21 protein-coding genes and 1 other RNA gene are annotated in these 25,339 nt (G+C 51.2%); 11 read left to right on the forward strand and 11 right to left on the reverse strand.

The window, feature by feature from the left end:
- Nucleotides 1–24 precede the first annotated feature (24 nt).
- On the reverse strand, nt 25–720 hold the full coding sequence (gene queC / locus HEN33_RS16260; protein WP_176263576.1) for a 7-cyano-7-deazaguanine synthase QueC: 696 nt from the start codon (nt 718–720) through the stop codon (nt 25–27).
- 64 nt (nt 721–784) lie between these two features.
- A complete protein-coding gene (locus HEN33_RS16265) occupies nt 785–2,485 on the reverse strand; it encodes an SgrR family transcriptional regulator (protein WP_176263577.1) in 1,701 nt (566 codons plus the stop codon).
- 99 nt (nt 2,486–2,584) lie between these two features.
- On the opposite strand from HEN33_RS16265, the gene cof reads away from it, so the two are divergent.
- The 6 genes from cof to amtB all read left to right on the forward strand — a co-directional run bounded on the left by cof (nt 2,585) and on the right by amtB (nt 9,425).
- A complete protein-coding gene (gene cof / locus HEN33_RS16270) occupies nt 2,585–3,403 on the forward strand; it encodes an HMP-PP phosphatase (protein WP_176263578.1) in 819 nt (272 codons plus the stop codon).
- A 152-nt stretch (nt 3,404–3,555) separates the two neighbouring features.
- Nucleotides 3,556–4,014 (forward strand): DNA-binding transcriptional regulator DecR, encoded by a 459-nt coding sequence (gene decR / locus HEN33_RS16275; RefSeq protein ID WP_000884589.1) that lies wholly within the window; start codon nt 3,556–3,558, stop codon nt 4,012–4,014.
- Nucleotides 4,015–4,043: 29 nt separating this feature from the next.
- Nucleotides 4,044–5,816, forward strand: a complete 1,773-nt coding sequence (locus HEN33_RS16280; RefSeq protein ID WP_032183483.1) for a SmdA family multidrug ABC transporter permease/ATP-binding protein — start codon at nt 4,044–4,046, stop codon at nt 5,814–5,816.
- Nucleotides 5,809–7,590, forward strand: a complete 1,782-nt coding sequence (locus tag HEN33_RS16285) for a SmdB family multidrug efflux ABC transporter permease/ATP-binding protein (RefSeq protein ID WP_176263579.1) — start codon at nt 5,809–5,811, stop codon at nt 7,588–7,590. Before HEN33_RS16280 ends, HEN33_RS16285 begins: the two co-directional genes overlap by 8 nt.
- Before the next feature lie 180 nt (nt 7,591–7,770).
- On the forward strand, nt 7,771–8,109 hold the full coding sequence (gene glnK, locus HEN33_RS16290) for a P-II family nitrogen regulator (RefSeq protein WP_000780338.1): 339 nt from the start codon (nt 7,771–7,773) through the stop codon (nt 8,107–8,109).
- A 29-nt stretch (nt 8,110–8,138) separates the two neighbouring features.
- On the forward strand, nt 8,139–9,425 hold the full coding sequence (amtB, locus tag HEN33_RS16295) for an ammonium transporter AmtB (RefSeq protein ID WP_000685029.1): 1,287 nt from the start codon (nt 8,139–8,141) through the stop codon (nt 9,423–9,425).
- A gap of 48 nt (nt 9,426–9,473) precedes the next feature.
- Here the strand turns inward: amtB and tesB are convergent, their stop codons facing one another.
- Nucleotides 9,474–10,334: an acyl-CoA thioesterase II gene (tesB, locus tag HEN33_RS16300; RefSeq protein ID WP_000075876.1), complete on the reverse strand. Its 861-nt coding sequence runs from the start codon at nt 10,332–10,334 to the stop codon at nt 9,474–9,476.
- Nucleotides 10,335–10,551: 217 nt separating this feature from the next.
- On the opposite strand from tesB, the gene HEN33_RS16305 reads away from it, so the two are divergent.
- Entirely contained in the window at nt 10,552–11,124 is a 573-nt protein-coding gene (locus tag HEN33_RS16305) for a YbaY family lipoprotein (protein ID WP_176263580.1), read from the forward strand.
- A 30-nt stretch (nt 11,125–11,154) separates the two neighbouring features.
- On the opposite strand, the gene HEN33_RS16310 is transcribed toward HEN33_RS16305, so the two are convergent.
- Nucleotides 11,155–11,466, reverse strand: coding sequence for an MGMT family protein (locus tag HEN33_RS16310; protein ID WP_176263581.1), 312 nt, complete (start codon nt 11,464–11,466; stop codon nt 11,155–11,157).
- Nucleotides 11,467–11,628: 162 nt separating this feature from the next.
- Between HEN33_RS16310 and ffs the strand changes: the two genes are divergently transcribed.
- Nucleotides 11,629–11,725, forward strand: an RNA gene (gene ffs, locus HEN33_RS16315) — signal recognition particle sRNA small type.
- Nucleotides 11,726–11,844: 119 nt separating this feature from the next.
- Nucleotides 11,845–12,198, forward strand: coding sequence for a DUF1428 domain-containing protein (locus HEN33_RS16320; protein WP_000878140.1), 354 nt, complete (start codon nt 11,845–11,847; stop codon nt 12,196–12,198).
- Nucleotides 12,199–12,239: 41 nt separating this feature from the next.
- On the opposite strand, the gene pdeB is transcribed toward HEN33_RS16320, so the two are convergent.
- From pdeB to acrA, 7 genes are all read right to left on the reverse strand, one after another.
- Nucleotides 12,240–13,790, reverse strand: coding sequence for a cyclic-guanylate-specific phosphodiesterase PdeB (gene pdeB / locus HEN33_RS16325; RefSeq protein ID WP_039020800.1), 1,551 nt, complete (start codon nt 13,788–13,790; stop codon nt 12,240–12,242).
- 163 nt (nt 13,791–13,953) lie between these two features.
- Nucleotides 13,954–14,424 (reverse strand): YlaC family protein, encoded by a 471-nt coding sequence (locus tag HEN33_RS16330; RefSeq protein WP_000136192.1) that lies wholly within the window; start codon nt 14,422–14,424, stop codon nt 13,954–13,956.
- Between the two features lie 115 nt (nt 14,425–14,539).
- Nucleotides 14,540–15,091 carry a maltose O-acetyltransferase gene (maa, locus tag HEN33_RS16335; RefSeq protein ID WP_176263582.1) on the reverse strand — a complete coding sequence of 184 codons (552 nt, stop codon included), beginning with the start codon at nt 15,089–15,091 and terminating at the stop codon, nt 14,540–14,542.
- A 171-nt stretch (nt 15,092–15,262) separates the two neighbouring features.
- Complete coding sequence (locus tag HEN33_RS16340) at nt 15,263–15,481, reverse strand: HHA domain-containing protein (RefSeq protein WP_001291435.1); 219 nt, start codon at nt 15,479–15,481, stop codon at nt 15,263–15,265.
- Between the two features lie 25 nt (nt 15,482–15,506).
- Nucleotides 15,507–15,881, reverse strand: a complete 375-nt coding sequence (tomB, locus tag HEN33_RS16345) for an Hha toxicity modulator TomB (protein WP_000344800.1) — start codon at nt 15,879–15,881, stop codon at nt 15,507–15,509.
- Nucleotides 15,882–16,427: 546 nt separating this feature from the next.
- On the reverse strand, nt 16,428–19,577 hold the full coding sequence (gene acrB / locus HEN33_RS16350; protein ID WP_001132492.1) for an efflux RND transporter permease AcrB: 3,150 nt from the start codon (nt 19,575–19,577) through the stop codon (nt 16,428–16,430).
- A gap of 22 nt (nt 19,578–19,599) precedes the next feature.
- Complete coding sequence (acrA, locus tag HEN33_RS16355) at nt 19,600–20,793, reverse strand: multidrug efflux RND transporter periplasmic adaptor subunit AcrA (RefSeq protein WP_176263436.1); 1,194 nt, start codon at nt 20,791–20,793, stop codon at nt 19,600–19,602.
- 141 nt (nt 20,794–20,934) lie between these two features.
- Between acrA and acrR the strand changes: the two genes are divergently transcribed.
- The gene (gene acrR, locus HEN33_RS16360; RefSeq protein ID WP_000101737.1) at nt 20,935–21,582 is read left to right on the forward strand and encodes a multidrug efflux transporter transcriptional repressor AcrR; all 648 of its coding nucleotides are present in this window, start codon (nt 20,935–20,937) and stop codon (nt 21,580–21,582) included.
- 127 nt (nt 21,583–21,709) lie between these two features.
- Nucleotides 21,710–25,072, forward strand: coding sequence for a mechanosensitive channel MscK (gene mscK / locus HEN33_RS16365; RefSeq protein ID WP_039020783.1), 3,363 nt, complete (start codon nt 21,710–21,712; stop codon nt 25,070–25,072).
- Nucleotides 25,073–25,339 lie beyond the last annotated feature (267 nt).

Raw genomic sequence — 25,339 nt, forward strand, 5'->3', positions numbered from 1 at the left:
CGCATCCGGCGACACCCGGAATAATTACTTCAACCCGGTTTTCTGCTTCATCGCTGCCATCACCGTCGGTTTATCGGCCAGATAATGATGCAAACCGTTGGAGCGTAAATTACACGCCGCACAATGACCGCAACCGTCGCCTTTAATGCCGTTATAGCAGGTCAACGTTTCGTTACGGACTAAATCTAGTTTGCCGTAATAATCAGCCAGCGCCCAGGTTTCCGCTTTATCAATCCACATCAGCGGCGTTTCAAAACGAATATCTTTCGCCATGCCTAAACTGACGGCATGGTTTAGTGCTTTCACAAACTCATTGCGGCAATCCGGGTAACCGGAGAAATCCGTTTCGCAGACGCCGGTAATCACTGCTTCGGCTTTGACCTGATACGCATATATTGCCGCCAGCGTCAGGAATAAAATATTACGGCCTGGGACAAACGTATTCGGGATGCCATCGGCTTCAGGTTCATAATCTGGCACTGGAATGCTGTCACGTGTCAGGCTGCTGACCGCCAGCTCGTTGAGCAGCGTTACATCAAGAACCTTATGCGCGCGTGCCCCCAGTTTCAGCGCCAGTTCGCGTGCCACGTCGATTTCCGCGCGATGTCGCTGACCGTAATCAAACGTCACGCAATGGACTTCATCATATTGTTGTAATGCCTGCACCAGACAGGTGGTGGAATCCTGGCCTCCACTGAACACAACGACAGCACGTTTCATAGATAATCCTGCTTGAACAATAAAAGCGTTATGGTAACGCCTGCGATTAACCCGGACCAGCTATTCATTGTGACGGTGCGGGAAGCCAGGCTTCGGTAAATTCAAACCAGCCGCGCGGAGTCAGTCGCACACCATTCACGCCGGGTGGAGCGCTAATGCGATAGTGATAGTTGAACAGCGGCGTCAGTGTCGCGTCTGCCATTAACTGGCTAAAGACCGTTTTCAGGGCATTAAATCGGTTTTCCTCATCAGGCATTACTTGCACTGCGTTCAGTGTCGATTGCAGATGTGAAAATGCTGGAGCGTCGAAAACATGTGGCCACAGCGGATCGCATCGCAGCCATTGCTCCAGGGTATATTCCGGCGCTTCGCCAATTAACCTGTCGCCCATCATGAGGTCTGCGTGTGCCAGTAGGGTCGTGTCGTCCCAGTTTTTTGCGTTATGAAAAATAATTGTAAGTTCACAGCCTTCCGCGGCCAGTGTCGCCTGTAGGCGTTCTGCCATGGTATGAAGTTCTATCGGTAGGTGATAAACCAGCGTCAAGGTTTTCGGTAGTTTGACTTCATCCGGTACTTGCCATTGTGGAATAGTCCAGCCAGGCAGTAATGCATGACTGGCGGTGATCAGGTTTTCTCCGACTTCTAACGTTTGTAATAAACCGGATTGATGAATAATGGAGATCACTTTTCGCGCCTGCCAGAGGGACAGTCGGGGACTTTTGCGCAACGTTAAATAGCAAAAACCTAAACTGATGCCACTACTGACCTGGCTGACCCGTTGCAGCTCCTCAGGTTTGCCGATAGTGATTTGCACGGGATGCCGACAACTGGTTCCCAAATCTTTTTCGAAAAGCGGCGGAGTTATCCAGTACTCAACCGCTTTAAGCAGCGGATGACGTAAATGGTAATAATCATGACTCTCCAGGCGCACCAGTTCCGCTGTGAATTGTGTTAAGCGAAAAGGACCAGTGCCGATCAGGGGGAATTGCGGATGCGCCAGATGGCTGCAGTAGCTCGCCAGCCGGTGCGCAAGCCAGTGATCGGGGCGATGTAAAAAGAAGGTCAGACACTGCGGATGGGTGACTTCAATACGCTTCACGCTAATAAATAATTGACCCAGTGCTGGCAGTTGTAACAGCATCAATAACCGCTGGTGTAAGTGTGAGGCTTTTACTGCATCGCCGTTATGCCAGTGTAGGGTTGAACGAAGATAAAAGTCCCAGCGTAACCCGTCAGCAGAGGTTTCCCAGTGATGCGCTAAATCACCAATCGGGCGCTGGGTATTATTATCGAAGCGGGTCAGGCCGGAAAATATCTGTCCGGCGAGATGCTGCTCGGCACGGCCGGGCAAAAAGCCCGGTTGTAGCGGTTCGAGCGGGCGATAGTAGGGAATACGCAACGTGGGCGTATCGTTTTGCCATTGTCCGCCCATAAACGGCTGTAACAGGGTCCGCAGCTCACCTGGGGCCAGTTGCGCCAGCTCCAGCACATCTTGCTGCTTTCCGGTTTCCAGCGCCTGTTCCATCATCGCATTGCGTAGCGATTCTGGCGTGACCAGAAAGCGTAGTTGACCGCGCTTTCCGCGTCCTGACTGCGCCTGCCACTCCAGCCATCCCGCCTCCTGTGCCTGGCGTAACAGCGTACGAACATGGCGTTCGCTGCAAAAACAGCGTTCGGCCAGTTCGCTGACGGTGACGGTTTGCGGCTTTCCGGCGGAAGGTTGCCACAGACGTTGATACTGGTTAAGACGGTTGAGCAGTCGCATATAAACCCGGAACAATATTATTTAACTATTCACTATTACTTCCGTATATATCAGGTGATACTCAATCGCTATTAACCGTGTCACAGAGTGGAGAAAGAAATGGCTCGTCTGGCAGCATTTGATATGGACGGCACTTTATTGATGCCTGACCATCATTTAGGTGAGAAAACACTCTCTACTTTGGCACGACTGCGTGAACGCGACATTACCCTCACTTTCGCCACAGGTCGTCATGCGCTGGAGATGCAGCATATTCTCGGGGCGCTATCGCTGGATGCGTATTTGATTACCGGCAACGGAACGCGCGTGCATTCTCTGGAAGGTGAACTTTTACATCGTGATGATTTACCTGCGGATGTGGCAGAGCTGGTGCTGTATCAGCAATGGGATACCCGAGCCAGCATGCATATCTTCAATGACGACGGTTGGTTTACCGGAAAAGAGATCCCTGCATTGTTGCAGGCATTTGTCTATAGCGGTTTTCGTTATCAGATAATCGATGTTAAAAAAATGCCACTCGGCAGCGTCACCAAGATCTGCTTCTGTGGCGATCACGACGATCTTACACGCTTGCAGATCCAACTACACGAAGCATTAGGCGAGCGTGCACATTTGTGTTTTTCCGCGACGGATTGCCTCGAAGTGCTCCCGCTGGGCTGCAATAAAGGCGCTGCATTGACGGTGCTGACCCAACATTTAGGTTTATCGTTGCGCGATTGCATGGCCTTTGGTGATGCGATGAACGATCGCGAAATGTTAGGCAGCGTCGGTAGCGGCTTTATTATGGGCAATGCGATGCCGCAACTGCGCGCGGAGCTCCCTCATTTACCGGTGATTGGACATTGCCGAAATCAGGCGGTCTCTCACTATTTGACGCACTGGCTGGACTATCCACATCTACCTTATTCCCCCGAATAACGAGATCCCTTCCAGCACCGGGCAATTGCCCGGTTTTTTTTGCGTTGAATTTGTCATTTTGTGCCGTGATGTTTAAACCGCACAGAATAAATTGTCGCGATTTCACCTTTAAAATAGAATTAAAAGAGAAAAAAATTCTCTGTGGAAGGGTTATGTTAGATAAAATTGACCGTAAGCTGCTGGCCTTACTACAGCAGGATTGCACCCTCTCTTTGCAGGCACTGGCTGAAGCCGTTAATCTGACAACCACGCCTTGCTGGAAGCGACTGAAACGGTTGGAGGATGACGGTATCCTTATCGGCAAAGTCGCCCTGTTGGACCCGGAAAAAATTGGCCTCGGTCTGACCGCCTTTGTGCTGATAAAAACGCAACATCACAGCAGCGAATGGTATTGCCGCTTTGTGACGGTGGTTACTGAAATGCCAGAAGTGCTGGGGTTCTGGCGCATGGCCGGGGAATACGATTATCTGATGCGCGTCCAGGTTGCCGATATGAAACGCTACGACGAGTTTTATAAGCGTCTGGTAAACAGCGTGCCGGGGCTGTCGGACGTCACTTCCAGCTTCGCGATGGAACAGATTAAATACACCACTTCTTTACCCATCGAATAAATATCCAGAATCAGGTCAGGACACAACGCGTGCGATTATTTGCTCAATTAAGCTGGTATTTCCGTCGGGAATGGCGTCGCTATCTCGGGGCTGTTGCCTTGCTTGTCATTATCGCGATGCTGCAACTGGTTCCGCCGAAAGTGGTTGGTATTGTTGTCGATGGCGTGACAGAACAACACTTTACTACCGGGCAGATCCTGATGTGGATCGCCACCATGGTGCTGATTGCTGTTGTGGTTTATCTCCTGCGTTACGTCTGGCGCGTATTGCTGTTTGGCGCGTCTTATCAACTGGCTGTTGAACTGCGTGAAGATTATTACCGTCAGCTAAGCCGGCAGCATCCTGAGTTTTACCTGCGTCATCGCACGGGTGACCTCATGGCTCGTGCGACCAATGACGTCGATCGGGTCGTGTTTGCTGCCGGAGAAGGGGTGCTGACGCTGGTGGATTCACTGGTGATGGGCTGCGCTGTGTTGATTATGATGTCTACGCAAATTAGCTGGCAGTTGACCTTATTTGCCCTGTTACCTATGCCAGTGATGGCGATCATGATTAAGCGTAACGGCGATGCCTTGCATGAACGCTTTAAGCTGGCACAGGCGGCGTTTTCCAGTCTTAATGACCGCACCCAGGAAAGCCTCACCAGTATCCGCATGATCAAAGCCTTTGGTCTGGAAGATCGCCAGTCGGCGTTATTTGCCGCGGATGCCGAAGATACCGGCAAAAAAAACATGCGGGTGGCGCGTATTGATGCTCGTTTCGACCCGACCATCTATATCGCGATTGGTATGGCGAACTTGCTGGCGATTGGCGGCGGTAGTTGGATGGTGGTGCAGGGCAGTTTAACGCTGGGCCAGCTCACCAGTTTTATGATGTATTTAGGTCTGATGATTTGGCCGATGCTGGCGCTGGCATGGATGTTTAACATAGTGGAGCGTGGTAGTGCTGCGTACAGCCGTATTCGCGCGATGCTGGCGGAAGCGCCGGTGGTGAACGATGGTAGCGAACCCGTGCCAGAAGGTCGTGGTGAACTGGATGTAAATATTCGCCAGTTTATGTATCCGCAGACTGACCATCCTGCGCTGGAAAACGTCAATTTCGCCCTGAAACCCGGTCAGATGCTGGGTATCTGCGGGCCGACTGGTTCCGGCAAAAGTACCCTGTTGTCGCTCATTCAGCGTCATTTCGACGTCAGTGAGGGAGATATCCGCTTTCATGATATTCCTCTGACGAAGTTACAACTCGATAGCTGGCGTAGCCGCCTGGCGGTGGTCAGCCAGACGCCATTCCTTTTTTCCGACACCGTGGCGAACAACATCGCGCTGGGTTGCCCGAATGCCACACAGCAAGAGATTGAGCATGTCGCGCGGTTAGCCAGCGTACATGACGATATTTTGCGTCTACCGCAAGGTTACGACACAGAAGTGGGCGAGCGCGGCGTGATGCTTTCTGGCGGGCAAAAACAGCGTATTTCCATTGCTCGTGCGTTATTAGTCAACGCGGAAATCCTCATCCTTGATGATGCGCTTTCGGCGGTGGACGGACGCACAGAGCACCAGATCCTGCATAACCTGCGCCAGTGGGGGCAGGGAAGGACGGTAATCATCAGTGCCCATCGCCTTTCGGCACTGACGGAAGCCAGTGAAATTATTGTGATGCAGCACGGACATATCGCCCAGCGTGGCAATCATGATGTGCTGGCACAACAAAGCGGCTGGTATCGCGATATGTATCGCTATCAACAACTGGAGGCGGCGCTCGACGACGCTCCGGAAATTCGCGAGGAGGCCATCGATGCGTAGTTTTAGCCAACGGTGGCCGACTCTCAAGCGCCTGTTAGCGTACGGTTCGCCGTGGCGTAAACCGTTGGGGATTGCGGTCCTGATGATGTGGGTTGCGGCGGCGGCAGAAGTCAGCGGGCCGCTGCTTATCAGCTATTTTATCGACAATATGGTAGCGAAAAATAACCTGCCGTTGAAAGTGGTTGCCGGGCTGGCTGCGGCGTATGTTGGGCTACAACTGTTTGCCGCCGGGCTACATTACGCGCAGTCGCTGCTGTTTAATCGGGCGGCAGTAGGTGTAGTGCAACAGTTGCGTACCGACGTGATGGATGCCGCGTTGCGCCAGCCATTAAGCGAGTTTGATACCCAGCCTGTCGGGCAGGTGATTTCCCGCGTTACCAATGATACTGAAGTGATCCGCGACCTCTACGTTACCGTAGTGGCAACGGTCCTGCGTAGCGCCGCCCTGGTGGGTGCGATGCTGGTGGCGATGTTTAGTCTCGACTGGCGAATGGCGCTGGTAGCGATAATGATTTTCCCGGTGGTGCTGGTGGTAATGGTGATATACCAGCGTTACAGCACGCCGATTGTCCGTCGTGTGCGCGCCTATCTGGCAGATATCAACGACGGCTTTAACGAAATCATCAATGGCATGAGCGTCATCCAGCAGTTCCGTCAGCAGGCGCGATTTGGCGAACGTATGGGTGAGGCCAGTCGTTCACACTATATGGCGAGGATGCAAACCCTGCGCCTCGACGGTTTTCTGCTGCGTCCGCTGCTGAGTCTCTTTTCTTCGCTCATTCTTTGTGGCTTGTTGATGCTGTTTGGCTTCTCTGCCAGCGGCACCATTGAAGTGGGCGTACTGTATGCGTTTATCAGCTATCTTGGGCGGCTTAACGAACCCTTAATCGAACTGACCACGCAACAGGCGATGCTGCAACAGGCTGTTGTTGCTGGTGAGCGCGTGTTTGAGCTGATGGACGGACCGCGCCAGCAATATGGCAATGATGATCGCCCCTTACAGAGCGGCAACATTGAAGTCGATAACGTGTCATTTGCTTATCGCGATGACAATCTGGTACTGAAGAACATTAATCTCTCGGTGCCTTCGCGCAACTTTGTGGCGCTGGTGGGGCATACCGGCAGTGGTAAAAGTACCCTCGCCAGTTTATTGATGGGCTATTACCCGCTAACGGAAGGTGATATTCGCCTTGATGGTCGTCCATTAAGTTCGCTAAGTCACAGCGCGCTGCGCCAGGGCGTGGCAATGGTGCAGCAAGATCCGGTAGTGCTGGCGGATACATTCCTCGCCAACGTGACGCTGGGACGTGATATCTCCGAAGAACGCGTCTGGCAGGCGCTGGAAACTGTGCAACTGGCGGAGTTGGCGCGCAGCATGAGCGATGGTATTTATACGCCGCTGGGCGAGCAGGGGAATAATCTCTCCGTCGGGCAAAAGCAACTGCTGGCACTGGCGCGCGTGCTGGTGGAGACGCCGCAAATCCTGATCCTCGATGAAGCCACCGCCAGCATTGACTCCGGTACTGAACAGGCGATTCAACACGCACTGGCGGCGGTGCGTGAACACACTACGCTTGTGGTGATTGCTCACCGCTTATCGACCATTGTTGATGCTGACACCATTCTGGTGCTTCATCGTGGTCAGGCTGTGGAACAGGGGACTCACCAGCAACTGCTGGCCGCCCAGGGGCGCTACTGGCAGATGTATCAACTGCAACTTGCGGGCGAAGAGCTGGCAGCCAGCGTGCGTGAAGATGAATCATTGAGCGCCTGAATAGCGCAATATTTCATCGTTGGTGCAAAAATGTAACGCACTGTGCACTGTCATAGTGCGTTTTTGTTTTCAATCTTCTTAACTTCCTGCTCTCTTTCTCGTTTTTCATTTCTGGCACACCGCTTGCAATACCTTATTCGTGTAGCAGAACCATTACCGAATTCTGACCGGAGGGGATCTATGAAGCTGGTGACCGTGATAATCAAACCATTCAAGCTGGAAGACGTTCGTGAAGCGTTATCTTCCATTGGTATTCAGGGCCTGACCGTCACCGAAGTGAAAGGTTTCGGGCGTCAGAAAGGGCATGCCGAGCTGTACCGGGGGGCGGAATACAGCGTCAACTTTCTGCCAAAAGTAAAAATTGATGTGGCGATTGCTGATGACCAACTCGATGAAGTGATCGATATCGTCAGCAAAGCGGCTTACACCGGAAAAATTGGCGACGGCAAAATCTTCGTCGCTGAATTGCAACGCGTCATTCGTATTCGTACCGGCGAAGCCGACGAAGCGGCGCTGTAATCTCTGGCACACAGCAACAGGAACGAAAAATGAAGATAGCGACGATAAAAACTGGGCTTGCTTCACTGGCGATGCTGCCGGGACTGGTAATGGCTGCACCTGCGGTGGCCGATAAAGCCGACAATGCGTTTATGATGATTTGTACTGCGCTGGTGCTGTTTATGACTATTCCGGGGATTGCCCTGTTTTACGGTGGGTTAATTCGCGGCAAAAACGTGCTGTCGATGCTGACGCAGGTGACGGTGACGTTTGCACTGGTCTGTATTCTCTGGGTGGTTTACGGCTACTCGCTGGCGTTTGGTGAGGGCAACAACTTCTTCGGTAACATTAACTGGTTGATGCTGAAAAACATCGAACTGACGGCGGTGATGGGCAGCATTTATCAGTATATCCACGTGGCGTTTCAGGGATCGTTTGCCTGCATTACCGTCGGCTTGATCGTCGGGGCGCTGGCGGAACGGATCCGCTTCTCAGCTGTGCTGATTTTCGTGGTGGTGTGGCTGACGCTCTCTTACATTCCGATTGCGCATATGGTCTGGGGCGGTGGTTTGCTGGCTTCTCACGGTGCGCTGGATTTTGCGGGTGGCACGGTGGTGCACATTAACGCCGCAATTGCTGGTCTGGTGGGCGCATATCTAATTGGCAAACGCGTGGGCTTCGGCAAAGAGGCGTTTAAACCGCACAACCTGCCGATGGTCTTTACCGGTACTGCCATTCTCTATATCGGTTGGTTTGGCTTTAACGCCGGATCAGCGGGCACGGCGAATGAAATTGCAGCACTGGCATTTGTGAATACTGTGGTCGCAACGGCGGCGGCAATTCTTGGCTGGATCTTCGGTGAATGGGCGCTGCGCGGTAAGCCTTCACTGCTGGGGGCGTGTTCTGGCGCGATTGCCGGTCTGGTCGGCGTGACGCCTGCCTGTGGCTACATTGGTGTTGGCGGCGCGTTGATTATCGGCGTGGTAGCTGGTCTGGCAGGCTTGTGGGGCGTTACCATGCTCAAACGCTTGCTGCGGGTGGATGATCCCTGCGATGTTTTCGGTGTGCACGGCGTTTGTGGCATTGTCGGCTGTATCATGACCGGGATTTTTGCCGCCAGCTCGCTGGGCGGCGTGGGCTTCGCTGAAGGTGTGACGATGGGCCATCAGTTGCTGGTACAGCTGGAAAGCATTGCCATTACGATTGTCTGGTCCGGTGTGGTGGCGTTTATTGGCTACAAACTGGCGGATCTGACGGTTGGTCTGCGTGTACCGGAAGAACAGGAGCGAGAAGGGTTGGACGTCAACAGCCACGGCGAAAATGCCTATAACGCGTAATAAGCACTGCAAAAAACAGCCGGACGGTTTTCACCTCCGGCTATTTTTTTAATTGTGATTACGCATTACCCCTTCCTGAACGGTCGAGGCAACCAGCACGCCGTCCTGGGTATAAAACTCACCGCGCACAAATCCGCGAGCGCTGGACGCCGAGGTGCTCTCCACGCTATACAGCAGCCATTCATTCAAATTAAACGGGCGATGGAACCACATGGAATGGTCAATGGTGGCAATCTGAATCCCCGGTTCGAGAAAACCGATGCCGTGCGGCTGTAGAGCTACCGGCAGGAAATTAAGGTCAGAAGCGTAACCGAGCAGATACTGATGAACGCGCAGATCATCCGGCACGCTACCATTTGCGCGGATCCATACCTGACGATGCGGTTCTGCGACATGCCCTTTCAGTGGGTTATGAAACTCCACCGGACGGACTTCCAGCGGACGATCGCAGATGAATTTATCTTTCAGCACTGGTGGCAGCAGGTGCGCCAGCGATTGGGCGATTTGCGTTTCCGAAGGCAGGCCATCAGGCGCTGGCGCGGACGGCATTGTTTTTTGATGTTCGAAACCCGCTTCTGGTGCCTGGAAAGAGGCTGTCATATAGAAAATCGGTTTACCGTTTTGAATAGCAGCAACCCGGCGGGCGCTGAAGCTGTTACCGTCACGCAACGTTTCGACATCATAAATAATCGGCTTCTTACTGTCGCCTGGGCGAAGAAAGTAGCTGTGAAACGAATGTACCAGCCGCTCTTCAGGGACGGTCTCTTTTGCAGCATACAAGGCCTGACCCACGACCTGGCCGCCAAACACCTGGCGTAAACCTAAATCTTCACTCTGGCCGCGAAAGAGTCCTTCCTCAATTTTTTCCAGATTTAACAATGTCAGTAAATTTTTTAGCGCCTGACTCATATAACTCTCCAGTAACAAAGCTGCCGCAGCAAGCCAAAGTGAGTTGAGTATAACGCAAATTTGCCACTGGTCCGATGGGTGCAATAGTCTGAATTACTAGCCAATTACAGGCAGAAATGCGTGATGTGTGCCACACTTGTTGACGTTACTATTTTGTTAACCACTCTTCCGGCGAGGAAAGTTAGCCCGCTGGTGCATTGATAATAAGGAGAAGTAAATGAAACTCGTGCACATGGCCAGTGGTTTAGCGGTTGCGATTGCGTTGGCGGCTTGCGCAGATAAAAGCGCGGATATTCAGACGCCAGCACCGGCTGCAAATACGTCTATTTCAGCAACACAGCAACCTGCTATCCAGCAACCGAATGTTTCCGGTACCGTCTGGATCCGTCAGAAAGTCGCACTGCCGCCTGATGCCGTGCTGACCGTGACACTTTCTGACGCATCATTAGCCGATGCACCGTCAAAAGTGCTGGCTCAAAAAGCGGTGCGTACTGAAGGTAAACAGTCACCATTCAGCTTTGTTCTGCCATTTAACCCGGCAGATGTTCAGCCGAACGCACGTATTCTGTTGAGTGCGGCGATTACCGTGAATGACAAACTGGTATTTATTACCGATACCGTTCAGCCGGTGATCAACCAGGGCGGAACTAAAGCTGACCTGACATTGGTGCCGGTGCAGCAAACCGCCGTGCCGGTTCAGGCCAGCGGTGGCGCAACGACTACCGTACCTTCGACCTCACCAACCCAGGTGAATCTGTCTTCGGCAGTTCCGGCTCCTACGCAATATTAAACGAAGTTAACCCTCTCCGCCCGGAGAGGGTTAGTAGTTCCAGCGATAACGCTGTAAGTCGATTTGTCCGCTTCCCGATACCATCACGCCTTCTGCCAGTAATGCTTGTCGCTGACGCTGTAAATCTGGTCCGGTTAGCGAAATGGTGCCGTGGCGATTAACCACCCGGTGCCAGGGCAAGGTGTTGCCTTCCGGGAGACGCTTTAACACACCACCTACCTGGCGCGCGGCGCGGGGCGATCCCGCCAGTTTCGCGACTTCACCGTAAGTGGTGACATAGCCTTCGGGAATAGCGGCTACGATTTGCCAGACGCGTTGGGGAAATGAATCTTCTTTTTCCATCTTTTCTTCCTGAGGTAATTTTTCAGCATAATCTGGAAAAACGCCCGAGTGAAGCCGCATTGCGCAAGAAACCAGCATCTGGCACGCAATGGGTTGCAATTAGCCGGGGCAGCAGTGATAATGCGCCTGCGCGTTGGTTCTCAACGCTCTCAATGGGGGCTCTGTTGGTTCTCCCGCAACGCTACTCTGTTTACCAGGTCAGGTCCGGAAGGAAGCAGCCAAGGCAGATGACGCGTGTGCCGGGATGTAGCTGGCAGGGCCCCCACCCATTTCTGCCTCCCACCGTTTCGTAAAAAAATCCCAACATGGCTAAACTTTAACCACAACTGACGTCGCAAGAATTGTCTGGCTGCGCAGTACGCTTCGGAGGTATGTCTGATGAAGTATGTTGATGGTTTTGTGGTTGCCGTTCCTGCCGATAAAAAGGATGCCTATCGGGAAATGGCCGCTAAGGCCGCGCCATTGTTTAAAGAGTTTGGCGCGCTTCGTATTGTCGAATGCTGGGCCAGCGATGTACCGGATGGCAAAGTGACCGATTTTCGTATGGCGGTGAAAGCGGAAGAGAATGAAGAGGTTGTCTTTAGCTGGATTGAATACCCTTCAAAAGAGGTCCGCGACGCTGCTAATCAAAAGATGATGTCGGACCCACGGATGAAGGAGTTCGGCGAGTCCATGCCGTTTGATGGCAAGCGAATGATCTATGGCGGATTCGAGTCAATCATCGACGAATAGGTAGCGTGACGGGCTGTGCGGCGTGCCGTCAGCCCAAAAATTCACAAATGTTGCTCGGCCCAGCGTAAGAAATCCTCTTTCGGTAATGCCTTGCTATAGAGCCAGCCCTGGCCGTAGTGCACGCCATGCTGGCGTAGCCACTCTTCTTGTTTACTGGTTTCGATTCCCTCCGCTACCATTTTCAGTTTCAGTGTTTTTGCCATTTCGATGATATGTGGCGTGACATTTTTATATTCCAGCGCATCAACGAAAGATTTATCGATCTTCAGAATGTCGACATCCAGATCCTGTAAATAGCTTAAACTTGAATACCCCGTACCAAAATCATCGAGATAAATTTCATGGCCCGCCTCCCGGTAGCGAGAAATTATCGGGGCGCTGGTTTTCGGATCGGCAAACTCGCGTTCAGTGAGTTCAAGCGCGATCTGTCTGGGATTAACCTGATAGTGATTGATCATTTCACGCAGCAATTGCGGGATTTTTTCCGAGGTGAGCACGGTGGATTCAAGATTGATCGAAATATGCTGCTGCGGATGCTGACGCAGCCAGTCGCCCATATCTTCAAAGACACTTTTTATAATCAGTAGCGTCAACGGCTCAGAAAGCCCCGTTTGCTGTGCCAGCGGAATAAAACTATCTGGTGACAACCAACTACCGTCTGTCTGCGGCCAGCGCGCCAGTGCCTCAGCACCGACAATTTTGCCATTGGCTAAGGAGACAATCGGCTGATAGTGCACGCAAATATCACGATTTTCGATAGCATCCTGCAGCCGATGATGCGGTGACTGGATACGGCGCAAAATACGCAGCACAAACATCGCTGCCAGCAGGCCAATCACCAACCCGAGCGGTAACCAAATAAAGACTTGCCGATGCCAGCCTTTCTGCAACATTTTCGTTGAAGCCCAGGTGATGATCGAAATATTCATCTCCGGGAAGGGCTGGATATCGTAAATAATTCCATTATTTTCGATATGCTCACCGGGTGTTTTTTGTAGCCTGGTAATAATTCCCTGAGCAATTTCATCGCTGCTGGTTATGACAACATTATGGGCATTGCCAATAATGGCGGCATCAATTTGCCATGAGCTATAGGGAATGACATCAATAAAGGAAGCGGGGTCGATCATGACGACATAATGTGCCGTTCCTATGGCGACCATGTAACGGATAATGCCTAAATCGTTATGCGATGTTAACCAGACACGATAACCATCTTTCGAAATTTTACCTGGCTCGGGGAAGGTATCGGGCGGGCTTTCATGCTCCAGAGACGAACACTGGGGAACGTTGTTATCGATATAAACCACTTCCTGAATATAGCGATAACTGTAAGATACCCGACGCATTTTCATGAGATGGGCTGCGCTACAGGCCGCACCTTGCCACCTTTCCAGCTCCTGCAGAGCATCTTTCCCTTGTATCGCCACCTTATTGGCCCGAATAGCGACGCGGGAGGAATAAGTATTCAGCTCTTCAATAAACGATGTTTGTACTTGCTGATGGGCCAGCCAGATGCTTAAGCCGACAGGCAGTAATACTGAAAGAATCAGTACTCCCGAAATCAGGCTGACCAGATGTCGTGTTCTCACCAGCATATCCTTATTAACACAGTGTAGGGAAAGTATATCTGATAGTGGAAGAAGGCAGGCAGGAGATAAGGAGGTAGAGCTGGTATTTCATGAAGCGATGGGTGGAAACGATCGTTGTCATTTGACCAGGCGTAGAGCTTTACGCCTGGTATGTAACCCTAACTTAAGATGTTGATTCGGCGCGAGCGAGGGTAAAAATATCGTAAAAAGACAGTTCACCTTTACGGACGATCATTTTTTGCAGTTGTTCTTTATGAACATCCGCGACACGCGGAGAGTTCAAGATGGCTTCAACCAGCGCGGCAGGTACAAAGCGCGTGTTGTACCATTCGCCGTTATAGCAAACGCGGAAATCCAGCACGTCGATATCTTCATAGCGGTAGCGTGGGTAGACATCGAAAAAGAAGAAACCATTAAGCAGGATAAATAATACAACCAGTAGCCAGACAGAGCCTGACAGCGTTTCGGACTGCAACATCACCGCCAGGGTGGCAAAAAAAGCAACGTACATACCGATAAACAGCCCCGGATGTTTACGGATAAAACTGATACTAAAGCGGGGTTTGTTGTCGCGTTTTTCGCGGGTATTCAGAGACTCAATCGTTTCGGTCAGCAGGCGTTGTATTTCGGTCATCGTTTGCCTTCGTGGTATCTGCAACTTTCCAGGGAACACCCTATTTTAACGTGGGAATAGTAGAGGGAAAGTAACAGATTCGCCACGATTTTGCATAACAGTTGCGAAAAACAGGTTACAATTTTTTAATGATTCTGGCTGGATTACCGCCCACGATAACATTGTCCGGGACATCTTTTGTGACAACTGCACCTGAGGCTACCACGACGTTATCACCAATGGTCACACCAGGGTTAATGACTGCGCGTCCGCCAATCCAGACGTTATTACCGATGGTGACGGGTTTCCCCAGTTCAATACCGCTATTACGTGCTACAGGGTCGATGGGATGTGTTGCCGTGTAGATATGAACACCTGGCGCTAACATACAGTTATCACCGATGCGAATAGGGCAGACATCAAGCATCACGCAATCGAAGTTGGCGAAAAAATTATTGCCGAGAAAAATGTTATAGCCATAGTCACAGCGAAACGTTGGCTCAATATAAGCCTCTGTCACCTGACCGAATAAATCAGCGAGAATTTGCTGGCGTAATGTGTGCTCTTCCGCCAGGGAATGATTGTATCGGTGAATAAGCTGACGAGCGCGCAGGCGATCGCGAGATAACGTCTCATCTGCCGAGCGATACAACTCACCAGCAATCATCTTTTCTTTTTCTGTGCTCATTACTGACCTCCGGTTGCTGAAAATGCGGCAACACAGTAAGACGAAAAGTCAGTGAAGAGAACGTTCCCATTACGTCTGTGTGATGAAGATCACATAGGGTGCGCCTTCATGGCGATAAAGTATAAAATTCTTAATAAACAGCTGGTTATAGCTCCGAAAGCCAATTATTTATTAGCGAATAAATTTCCATACTGAGGAAGGGATCTTGTCGTACAGTTTATTCATAGTCAATTCGGCGAGGCGGTGATCTGCGGCTGAGTAAAATACCGCCAGTTCATTATCTGATAATTCGTATTTATTTTTCTCGATAACACGCTCCAGCGTGTCAATTGTCTGGCAACGACGCAAACGCATTAAATAATCGGTTTTCGTTAAAGGTTTTTCGGACATACTTCTACCCATGGTTGTAATAATTCTAACAAGATAAACTCGCAGGATTCTCTTTCGTCGCATTGACAAAACAACGGAATAGTCGATTACCTGACTTCCGCCATTTTTGAAGATCCTGCATATTAATACCATAACTACTGAACAACATAAAGGTGTCATCCAGATATTCGTCGATCTGCTCAATGAGCTTATTGTCTTCATTATACTTAATTTTGTAATTAAGTGCGAAGGTCGCAATATGCTCAATCAGTTCATTCAACTGGAGGTTGATCGCCGAGGTTGGGTCGTTAACCCAGCCATGGTTGCTTTCTTCAAGGTTTGCAAGGCAATCATGATACAGGGTTTCACAGAGAAACTTAAGCTGTGCGATATCATGTCTTTTGGGTGAGTATTCATCCATAACGCGTCCCCTTCTTAGCGGTTGAACTAACGGACACCTTTCGGGATGGAAAAAACTTACTGACCTGGACTTGCCCTCTCGTTTGTTAGCTTAACTATAAGCCACTCTTTGCAGGTTTTCATCGCATTATTACGAAAAATTACAAATAGGAAGGAAGCGGGATAGGACTCACTTTTTCATACTAGCACCAACCCGCTGCAGGTAAAAGCAGTTTGCTCGAACTGTTCATAACATTTCAAGATTATCGCCAGATGAAATTGGTCACACTAATACCAGGAATGCTCTGAATATGTCGTAATAACCGAGGAATGAATAAAGAATTACCGCAAATAATTAAGAAAAGCCTCTAAATGATTATGGATTATTAAATCTATTAGCCCTGCTTAATATAAATTAACTAACAATCAGTATTTTTTATGAATTTTATGCGAAGTTAATACTGGTTTTCATATGAGATTCTGAGTTGATTGTTCAGTTCCCCATTCAACTCGTAGGTTATGCATCTAAAAAAGGCCGCTTGCGCGGCCTTAGTGATTACACGTTGTATCAATGATGATCGACAGTATGGCTGTGCTCGATATCTTCATTCTTGCGGCTAAAGCGGCGGCGAACCACCACAAAGAATACCGGAACGAAGAAGATTGCCAGTACCGTTGCGGTCACCATCCCGCCCATTACACCGGTACCTACTGCGTTCTGCGCGCCGGAACCAGCACCAGTACTGATAACCAGCGGCATAACGCCGAGGATAAACGCCAGCGAGGTCATCAGGATCGGACGTAAACGCATCCGCACCGCATCAAGCGTCGCTTCAATCAGACCTTTACCTTCTTTATCCATCAAGTCTTTGGCGAATTCGACGATAAGTATCGCGTTCTTCGCCGACAACCCAATGGTTGTGAGCAGGCCTACCTGGAAGTACACGTCATTGGTCAGGCCACGGAAGGTGGCTGCCAGCAAGGCACCGATAACCCCCAGCGGAACGACCAGCATAACGGAGAACGGAATCGACCAGCTCTCGTACAGCGCCGCCAGACACAGGAACACGACAATCAACGAAATCGCGTACAGTGAAGGTGCCTGGTTGCCGGAGAGACGTTCCTGATAGGACATCCCCGTCCAGTCATAGCCAACACCGGTAGGCAGTTTACTCGCCAGTTGTTCCATCAGCTCCATTGCTTCACCGGTACTTTTACCCGGTGCCGCCTGGCCTAAGATTTCCATAGACGGCAGGCCGTTGTAACGTTCCAGACGCGGCGAACCGTACTCCCAACGAGAAGAGGAGAACGCCGAGAACGGCACCATCTGACCATCAGCAGCACGAACATACCAGTCGCCGATATCATCCGGCAGCATACGGTATTTCGCTTCTGACATGACGTAAACTTTCTTCACACGACCGCGGTCGATAAAGTCGTTCACATAGCTACCGCCCCATGCAGCGCCCAGAGTGGTGTTAATGTCGTTGATAGAAACACCCAGCGCCTGCGCTTTTTCCTGGTCGATATCAATCTTAAACTGCGGGGTATCTTCCAGACCGTTTGGACGTACGCTGGTCAACATATCAGGGTGCTTCGCTGCTTCTGCAAGCAGCTGGTTACGCGCCTGAGTCAGTTTTTCGTGACCAAGGCCAGCCTGGTCAATCAGCTCAAAGTCAAAGCCGGTTGCAGTACCCAGTTCCACGATTGCGGGCAGGTTAAAGGCGAAAACCATCGCATCTTTGATTTGCGAGAAAGCGCGTGTTGCACGCATGGTAATCGCTTCAACTTTGTTTTCTTCACCCGGACGATCGGCCCAATCCTTCAAGGAAACGAACGCAATACCGGTATTCTGACCACGTCCCGCAAAGCCGAAGCCGTTAACGGCGAACACCGACTCAACGTTGTTTTTCTCTTTGGTCAGATAGTAATGCGTTACCTCATTGAGCACTTTCTGCGTACGTTCCTGCGTTGCACCTGCTGGCAACTGAACCATGGTCATAAATACGCCCTGGTCCTCATCTGGCAAGAAGGAGCTTGGCAGACGCACAAACAGATAGGCCATGCCGACCACGATGATTAGATACAGCACCAGGTAACGCCCCGTACTGCGCAGAATACCGCCTACGCTGTCGGTGTAGTGGTGCGTGCTCTTCTCGAACATGCGGTTAAACCAGCCGAAGAAGCCTTTTTTACCTTCTCCGTGATCGCCTTTGGCAATCGGTTTCAGCATGGTGGCACAAAGAGCCGGAGTCAGAATCAACGCCACCAGTACCGACAGCGCCATTGCTGAAACAATGGTAATAGAGAACTGACGATAGATAGCACCAGTAGAACCGCCAAAGAAGGCCATCGGTACGAATACCGCCGACAGTACCATCGCGATACCGACCAGAGCGCCCTGAATCTGCCCCATCGACTTACGGGTGGCTTCTTTTGGCGGCAAACCTTCTTCCGCCATCACACGCTCAACGTTTTCTACCACAACGATGGCGTCATCCACCAACAGGCCGATGGCGAGCACCATCCCGAACATTGTTAGCGTGTTTATCGAGAAGCCAAAGGCGGCAAGGACGGCAAAGGTCCCCAGCAATACCACCGGTACGGCAATGGTCGGAATCAACGTCGCGCGGAAGTTCTGCAAGAACAGATACATAACCAGGAAAACGAGGATGATCGCTTCGACCAGCGTTTTAACCACTTCGTGAATAGAGATTTTCACGAACGGCGTGGTGTCGTACGGGTAAACAATTTTCAGACCTGACGGGAAGAACGGTTCCATCTTCGCCAGTTCAGCACGGATTGCCGCAGCGGTATCCAGCGCGTTCGCGCCGGTTGCCAGCTTGATCCCCAGACCGGAAGCCGGTTGGCCGTTAAACTCTGCGATGATGTCGTAGTTCTCACCACCCAGCTCAATTTTCGCCACATCACGCAGCAGCACGCGGGAACCATCCTGATTCACTTTCAGCAGGATTTTGCCGAACTCTTCAGTAGAGGTCAGACGCGTCTGAGCAATAATAGAGGCGTTAAGCTGTTGGCCTTTCACCGGCGGCGTACCACCGAGCTGACCCGCCGCAACCTGGGCGTTCTGCGCTTTGATGGCGGTAATGACATCAACCGGCGTTAGCTGGTATTTGTTCAGTTCATTCGGGTTCATCCAGATACGCATCGCGTACTGAGAACCGAACAGCTGAACGTCACCCACGCCCGACGTACGGCTGATGGCGTCTTTCATATTCGCCGCCACGTAGTCGGAGATATCCTCCTGCGTCATGGTGCCATCGGTGTTGATAACGCCGACAACCATCAGGAAGCTACTGGACGATTTCTCAACGCTCACCCCTTGCTGCTGTACTTCTTGCGGCAGCAACGGCATTGCCAGCTGCAGTTTGTTCTGCACCTGAACCTGCGCGATATCCGCATCAGTACCAGACTCAAAGGTCAGGGTGATCTGCACGGTACCCGTGGAGTCACTGTTAGAGGACATGTACATCAGGTTATCGATACCATTCATATTCTGTTCGATAACCTGTGTCACCGTGTCCTGCACTGTTTTCGCATCAGCGCCGGGGTAGGAGGCGGAGATCGTTACTGCCGGCGGAGCAATCGTAGGATATTGCGCCACCGGCAGTTTGAGGATCGCCAGCCCCCCTGCCAACATGATGATGATGGCGATCACCCACGCAAAAATCGGGCGATCGATAAAGAAATTAGGCATGTCTTAACGGCTCCTGTTTAAGTTAAGACTTGGACTGTTCAGGCTGAGTACCGCTTGCGGCTTGCTGGTTATTATCAGCGGTAACTTCTTGTGCTTTTACCTGGACACCAGGACGCACTTTCTGCAGCCCACTTATTACTACGCGATCGCCTGCTTTCAGACCTTCTGTCACCAGCCACTTATCGCCGATAGCCTGGCTTGCAACGATCGGACGGGTTTCCACTTTGTCATCCGCGCCAACCACCAGTACGGTAGCATCGCCACGCGGCGTACGGGTTACACCCTGTTGCGGGACTAAAATGGCGTTTGGATTCAGCCCTTCTTCCAGACGTGCGCGCACGAACATACCCGGCAGCAGAGTGTGATCCGGGTTCGGGAAGATAGCGCGTAGGGTGATAGACCCGGTGGTCTGATCGACAGTAACGTCAGAGAATTCCAGCGTACCGTCCTGTGGGAACTTAATGCCGTCACTGGTGATCAGCGACACTTTGGCTTTGCCGTTCTCTTGTTTCAGCGTGCCATTTGCCAGTTCCTGTTTCAGGCGCAGGAAGTCGTTGCTGGACTGAGTCACATCAACGTAGATCGGATCAAGTTGCTGCACGGTTGCCAGCGCAGTCGCCTGACCGTTTTGCACCAGGGCACCTTCCGTCACGTTTGACTTACCAATGCGGCCGCTAATTGGAGAGGTGACTTTGGTGTAAGCCAGATTGATACGCGCAGTTTCAACGGCAGCTTTCGCCGCAGTTACCGCGGCATTCGCCTGTTGCGCATCAGCCAGAGCCTGATCGTACTCTTGCTTACTGATGTACTGCGTACCGAGCAGTTTCTGATAACGATTCACCGTCAATTGCGCGATATTTGCTGCAGCCTGGGCTTTCGCCAGATCACCTTTCGCACTGTCGTATGCCGCCTGATAGGTCGCAGGATCAATCTGATAGAGAGAGACACCTGCTTCGATGTCGCTACCTTCTTTGAAATTACGCTTCAGGATAATCCCGCTAACTTGAGGACGAACTTCTGCGATCCGGTAGGCACTGGTGCGACCCGGAAGCTCGGTTGTGATCTGCAGAGGTTCAGTTTTGACTGTTACTACGCCAACGGCGGGCATCTGCTGGCCACCTTGTTGGGCCTGTTTGTCGTCACATCCTGTTAGGGCTAAGCTGCCTGAGAGCATCAGAACGACCGCCAGAGGCGTAAACCCTCTGTTTTTGTTCATATGTAAACCTCGAGTGTCCGATTTCAAATTGGTCAATGGTCAAAAGTTAATAAACCCATTGCTGCGTTTATATTATCGTCGTGCTATGGTACATACATTCACAAATGTATGTAAATCTAACGCCTGTAAATTCACGAACATATGGCACGAAAAACCAAACAAGAAGCGCAAGAAACGCGCCAACACATCCTCGATGTGGCTCTACGTCTTTTCTCACAGCAGGGGGTATCATCCACCTCGCTGGGCGAGATTGCAAAAGCAGCTGGCGTTACGCGCGGTGCAATCTACTGGCATTTTAAAGACAAGTCGGATTTGTTCAGTGAGATCTGGGAACTGTCAGAATCCAATATTGGTGAACTAGAGCTTGAGTATCAGGCAAAATTCCCTGGCGATCCACTCTCAGTATTAAGAGAGATATTAATTCATGTTCTTGAATCCACGGTGACAGAAGAACGGCGTCGATTATTGATGGAGATTATATTCCACAAATGCGAATTTGTCGGAGAAATGGCTGTTGTGCAACAGGCACAACGTAATCTCTGTCTGGAAAGTTATGACCGTATAGAACAAACGTTAAAACATTGTATTGAAGCGAAAATGTTGCCTGCGGATTTAATGACGCGTCGCGCAGCAATTATTATGCGCGGCTATATTTCCGGCCTGATGGAAAACTGGCTCTTTGCCCCGCAATCTTTTGATCTTAAAAAAGAAGCCCGCGATTACGTCGCCATCTTACTGGAGATGTATCTCCTGTGCCCCACGCTTCGTAATCCTGCCACTAACGAATAACCCTGAATCTGACTCCAGGATTTTTCCTGGACATTTTCGTCGTTGCTATTCTGGTTCACTGCGTCGTGATATTCTTGCGGTTTGACTTTTTCAGGTCGTTCTTCAGGTTCAGAAACCTTCATTCATCATGACTATGTTCCAGTATTACAAACGATCACGGCATTTTGTTTTTTCAGCATTTATTGCTTTTGTTTTTGTCTTGTTATGCCAGAACACGGCGTTTGCGCGGGCGCCATCGAATGGTGATCTGCCAACAAAAGCGGACCTGCAGGCACAACTTGACTCACTGAATAAACAAAAAGATCTTTCTGCTCAGGACAAACTGGTGCAGCAGGATCTGACAGATACATTAGCCACCCTCGATAAAATCGATCGCATAAAAGAAGAGACAGTTCAGCTACGGCAAAAAGTCGCTGAAGCGCCGGAAAAAATGCGTCAGGCGACCGCGGCGTTAACAGCACTTAGCGATGTCGATAACGACGAAGAAACGCGCAAAATTCTGAGCACGCTTTCGTTGCGCCAGCTGGAAACTCGCGTTGCCCAGGCGCTGGACGATTTGCAAAACGCACAAAACGATCTGGCGTCTTATAACAGCCAGCTGGTTTCGTTACAGACGCAGCCCGAACGCGTGCAAAATGCGATGTATAACGCTTCGCAGCAGCTGCAACAAATTCGCAGCCGCCTGGATGGCACTGATGTTGGCGATACTGCCTTACGTCCCAGCCAGAAAGTGTTGATGCAGGCCCAGCAGGTTTTGCTGAATGCTGAGATTGACCAGCAGCGAAAAAGCCTGGAAGGGAACACCGTCTTACAGGATACCTTGCAAAAGCAGCGTGATTACGTGACGGCGAACAGTGCTCGTCTGGAACACCAGTTGCAACTGTTGCAAGAAGCGGTAAACAGTAAGCGCCTGACCTTAACCGAAAAAACGGCGCAGGAAGCCGTCTCCCCGGATGAAGCTGCACGTATTCAGGCTAATCCTCTGGTGAAACAGGAACTGGAAATTAACCAGCAGTTGAGTCAGCGTCTGATTACCGCGACTGAAAACGGTAATCAGCTAATGCAGCAAAACATTAAAGTCAAAAACTGGCTTGAGCGGGCGCTGCAATCGGAACGAAATATTAAGGAGCAGATTGCCGTCCTGAAGGGCAGTCTGCTGTTGTCTCGTATCCTTTACCAGCAACAACAAACGCTGCCCTCGGCGGATGAACTGGAAAACATGACCAACCGCATCGCGGATTTGCGTCTCGAACAGTTTGAAGTCAACCAGCAGCGTGATGCGCTCTTCCAGAGTGATGCGTTCGTTAACAAGCTGGAAGAAGGCCACGCCAACGAAGTTAACAGTGAAGTTCATGACGCATTACTCCAGGTTGTGGATATGCGTCGCGAACTGCTGGATCAGCTTAATAAACAGTTGGGTAACCAGTTGATGATGGCCATTAACCTGCAAATCAACCAGCAGCAGTTAATGAGCGTGTCGAAAAACCTGAAATCGATCCTGACTCAGCAAATCTTTTGGGTGAACAGTAACCGTCCAATGGACTGGGACTGGATCAAAGCGTTCCCACAAACGCTGAAAGATGAATTTAAGTCGATGAAGATCACGGTAAACTGGGAAAAAGCCTGGCCTGCCGTCTTTATCGCTTTCCTCGCTGGTTTACCACTGCTATTAATTGCCGGGCTGATCCACTGGCGTCTGGGATGGCTGAAAGCGTATCAACAAAAACTGGCTTCCGCTGTGGGTTCCCTGCGTAACGACAGCCAGCTCAACACACCAAAAGCGATCCTTATCGACCTGATTCGCGCACTGCCAGTATGTCTGATTATTCTTGCGGTTGGTCTGATTCTGCTAACCATGCAGCTCAACATCAGCGAACTGCTGTGGTCGTTCTGTAAAAAACTGGCGATCTTCTGGCTGGTGTTTGGCCTGTGCTGGAAAGTGCTGGAGAAAAACGGTGTTGCCGTACGTCACTTTGGCATGCCGGAACAGCAGACCAGCCACTGGCGTCGGCAAATTGTCCGCATCAGTCTCGCGTTGCTGCCAATTCATTTCTGGTCTGTGGTGGCAGAACTTTCCCCGCTGCATCTGATGGATGATGTGCTGGGGCAGGCGATGATTTTCTTCAACCTGCTGCTGATTGCCTTCCTGGTATGGCCAATGTGCCGCGAAAGCTGGCGTGATAAAGAGTCGCACACCATGCGACTTGTCACCATTACCATACTGTCAATAATCCCGATTGCGTTGATGGTGCTGACCGCCACGGGTTATTTCTACACCACACTGCGCCTCTCCGGACGTTGGATTGAAACCGTGTATCTGGTGATTATCTGGAACCTGCTGTACCAGACGGTATTGCGCGGCTTAAGCGTAGCGGCGCGGCGTATCGCCTGGCGTCGTGCGCTGGCGCGTCGACAGAATCTGGTGAAAGAGGGCGCAGAAGGGGCCGAACCGCCGGAAGAACCTACCATTGCACTGGAGCAGGTTAACCAACAGACGCTGCGTATTACTATGTTGCTGATGTTTGCGCTGTTCGGTGTCATGTTCTGGGCGATTTGGTCCGATTTGATCACCGTGTTCAGCTATCTCGACAGCATTACGCTCTGGCATTACAACGGCACTGAAGCTGGCGCTGCGGTGGTGAAAAACGTCACCATGGGCAGTCTGTTGTTTGCGATTATCGCCTCAATGGTGGCCTGGGCGTTGATTCGCAACCTGCCTGGTTTACTGGAAGTGCTGGTGCTCTCGCGACTGAATATGCGCCAGGGCGCGTCGTATGCCATTACTACCATCCTTAACTACATCATTATTGCCGTTGGTGCGATGACGGTGTTCGGATCGCTGGGTGTCTCGTGGGATAAACTCCAGTGGCTGGCGGCGGCATTATCCGTAGGTCTTGGTTTTGGTTTACAAGAGATCTTCGGTAACTTTGTCTCCGGTTTGATTATCCTGTTCGAACGTCCGGTGCGCATTGGCGACACGGTAACCATTGGTACCTACTCTGGGACGGTCAGTAAGATCCGTATTCGTGCTACAACGATTACCGATTTCGATCGCAAAGAAGTGATCATCCCGAACAAAGCGTTTGTTACCGAGCGTCTGATCAACTGGTCGTTAACCGACACCACCACGCGTCTGGTGATCCGTCTGGGCGTGGCCTATGGCTCCGATCTGGAAAAAGTGCGTAAAGTATTGCTGAAGGCGGCGACTGAGCATCCAAGGGTGATGCACGAACCCATGCCGGAAGTCTTCTTTACGGCGTTTGGTGCCAGCACGTTGGATCATGAGCTGCGCCTGTACGTGCGTGAACTGCGTGACCGCAGTCGTACTGTCGATGAGCTGAACCGTACTATCGATCAGCTGTGCCGTGAAAACGACATCAACATTGCCTTTAACCAGCTTGAAGTGCATCTGCACAACGAGAAGGGCGATGAGGTGACGGAAGTCAAACGCGAGTACAAAGGCGACGATCCGACACCAGCGGTAGGGTAATAACCAAAGGGGGCGACATTTAGTTGCCCCGAGATTACTGACAAAGTGCGCGTTGTTCATGCCGGATGCGGCGTGACCGCCTTATCCGGCCTACGAAACCGCAAGAATTCAATATATTGCAGGAGCGGTGTAGGCCTGATAAGCGTAGCGCATCAGGCAGTTTTGCGTTTACCCGCAATCTTAGGGGACATTTAGTTGCCCCGAGATTGCTAACAAAGTGCGCGTTGTTCATGCCGGATGCGGCGTGACCGCCTTATCCGGCCTACG

Origin of the sequence: Escherichia sp. 94.0001 (assembly GCF_013369155.2) — a bacterium.
GTDB classification, from domain to species: domain Bacteria; phylum Pseudomonadota; class Gammaproteobacteria; order Enterobacterales; family Enterobacteriaceae; genus Escherichia; species Escherichia coli_F.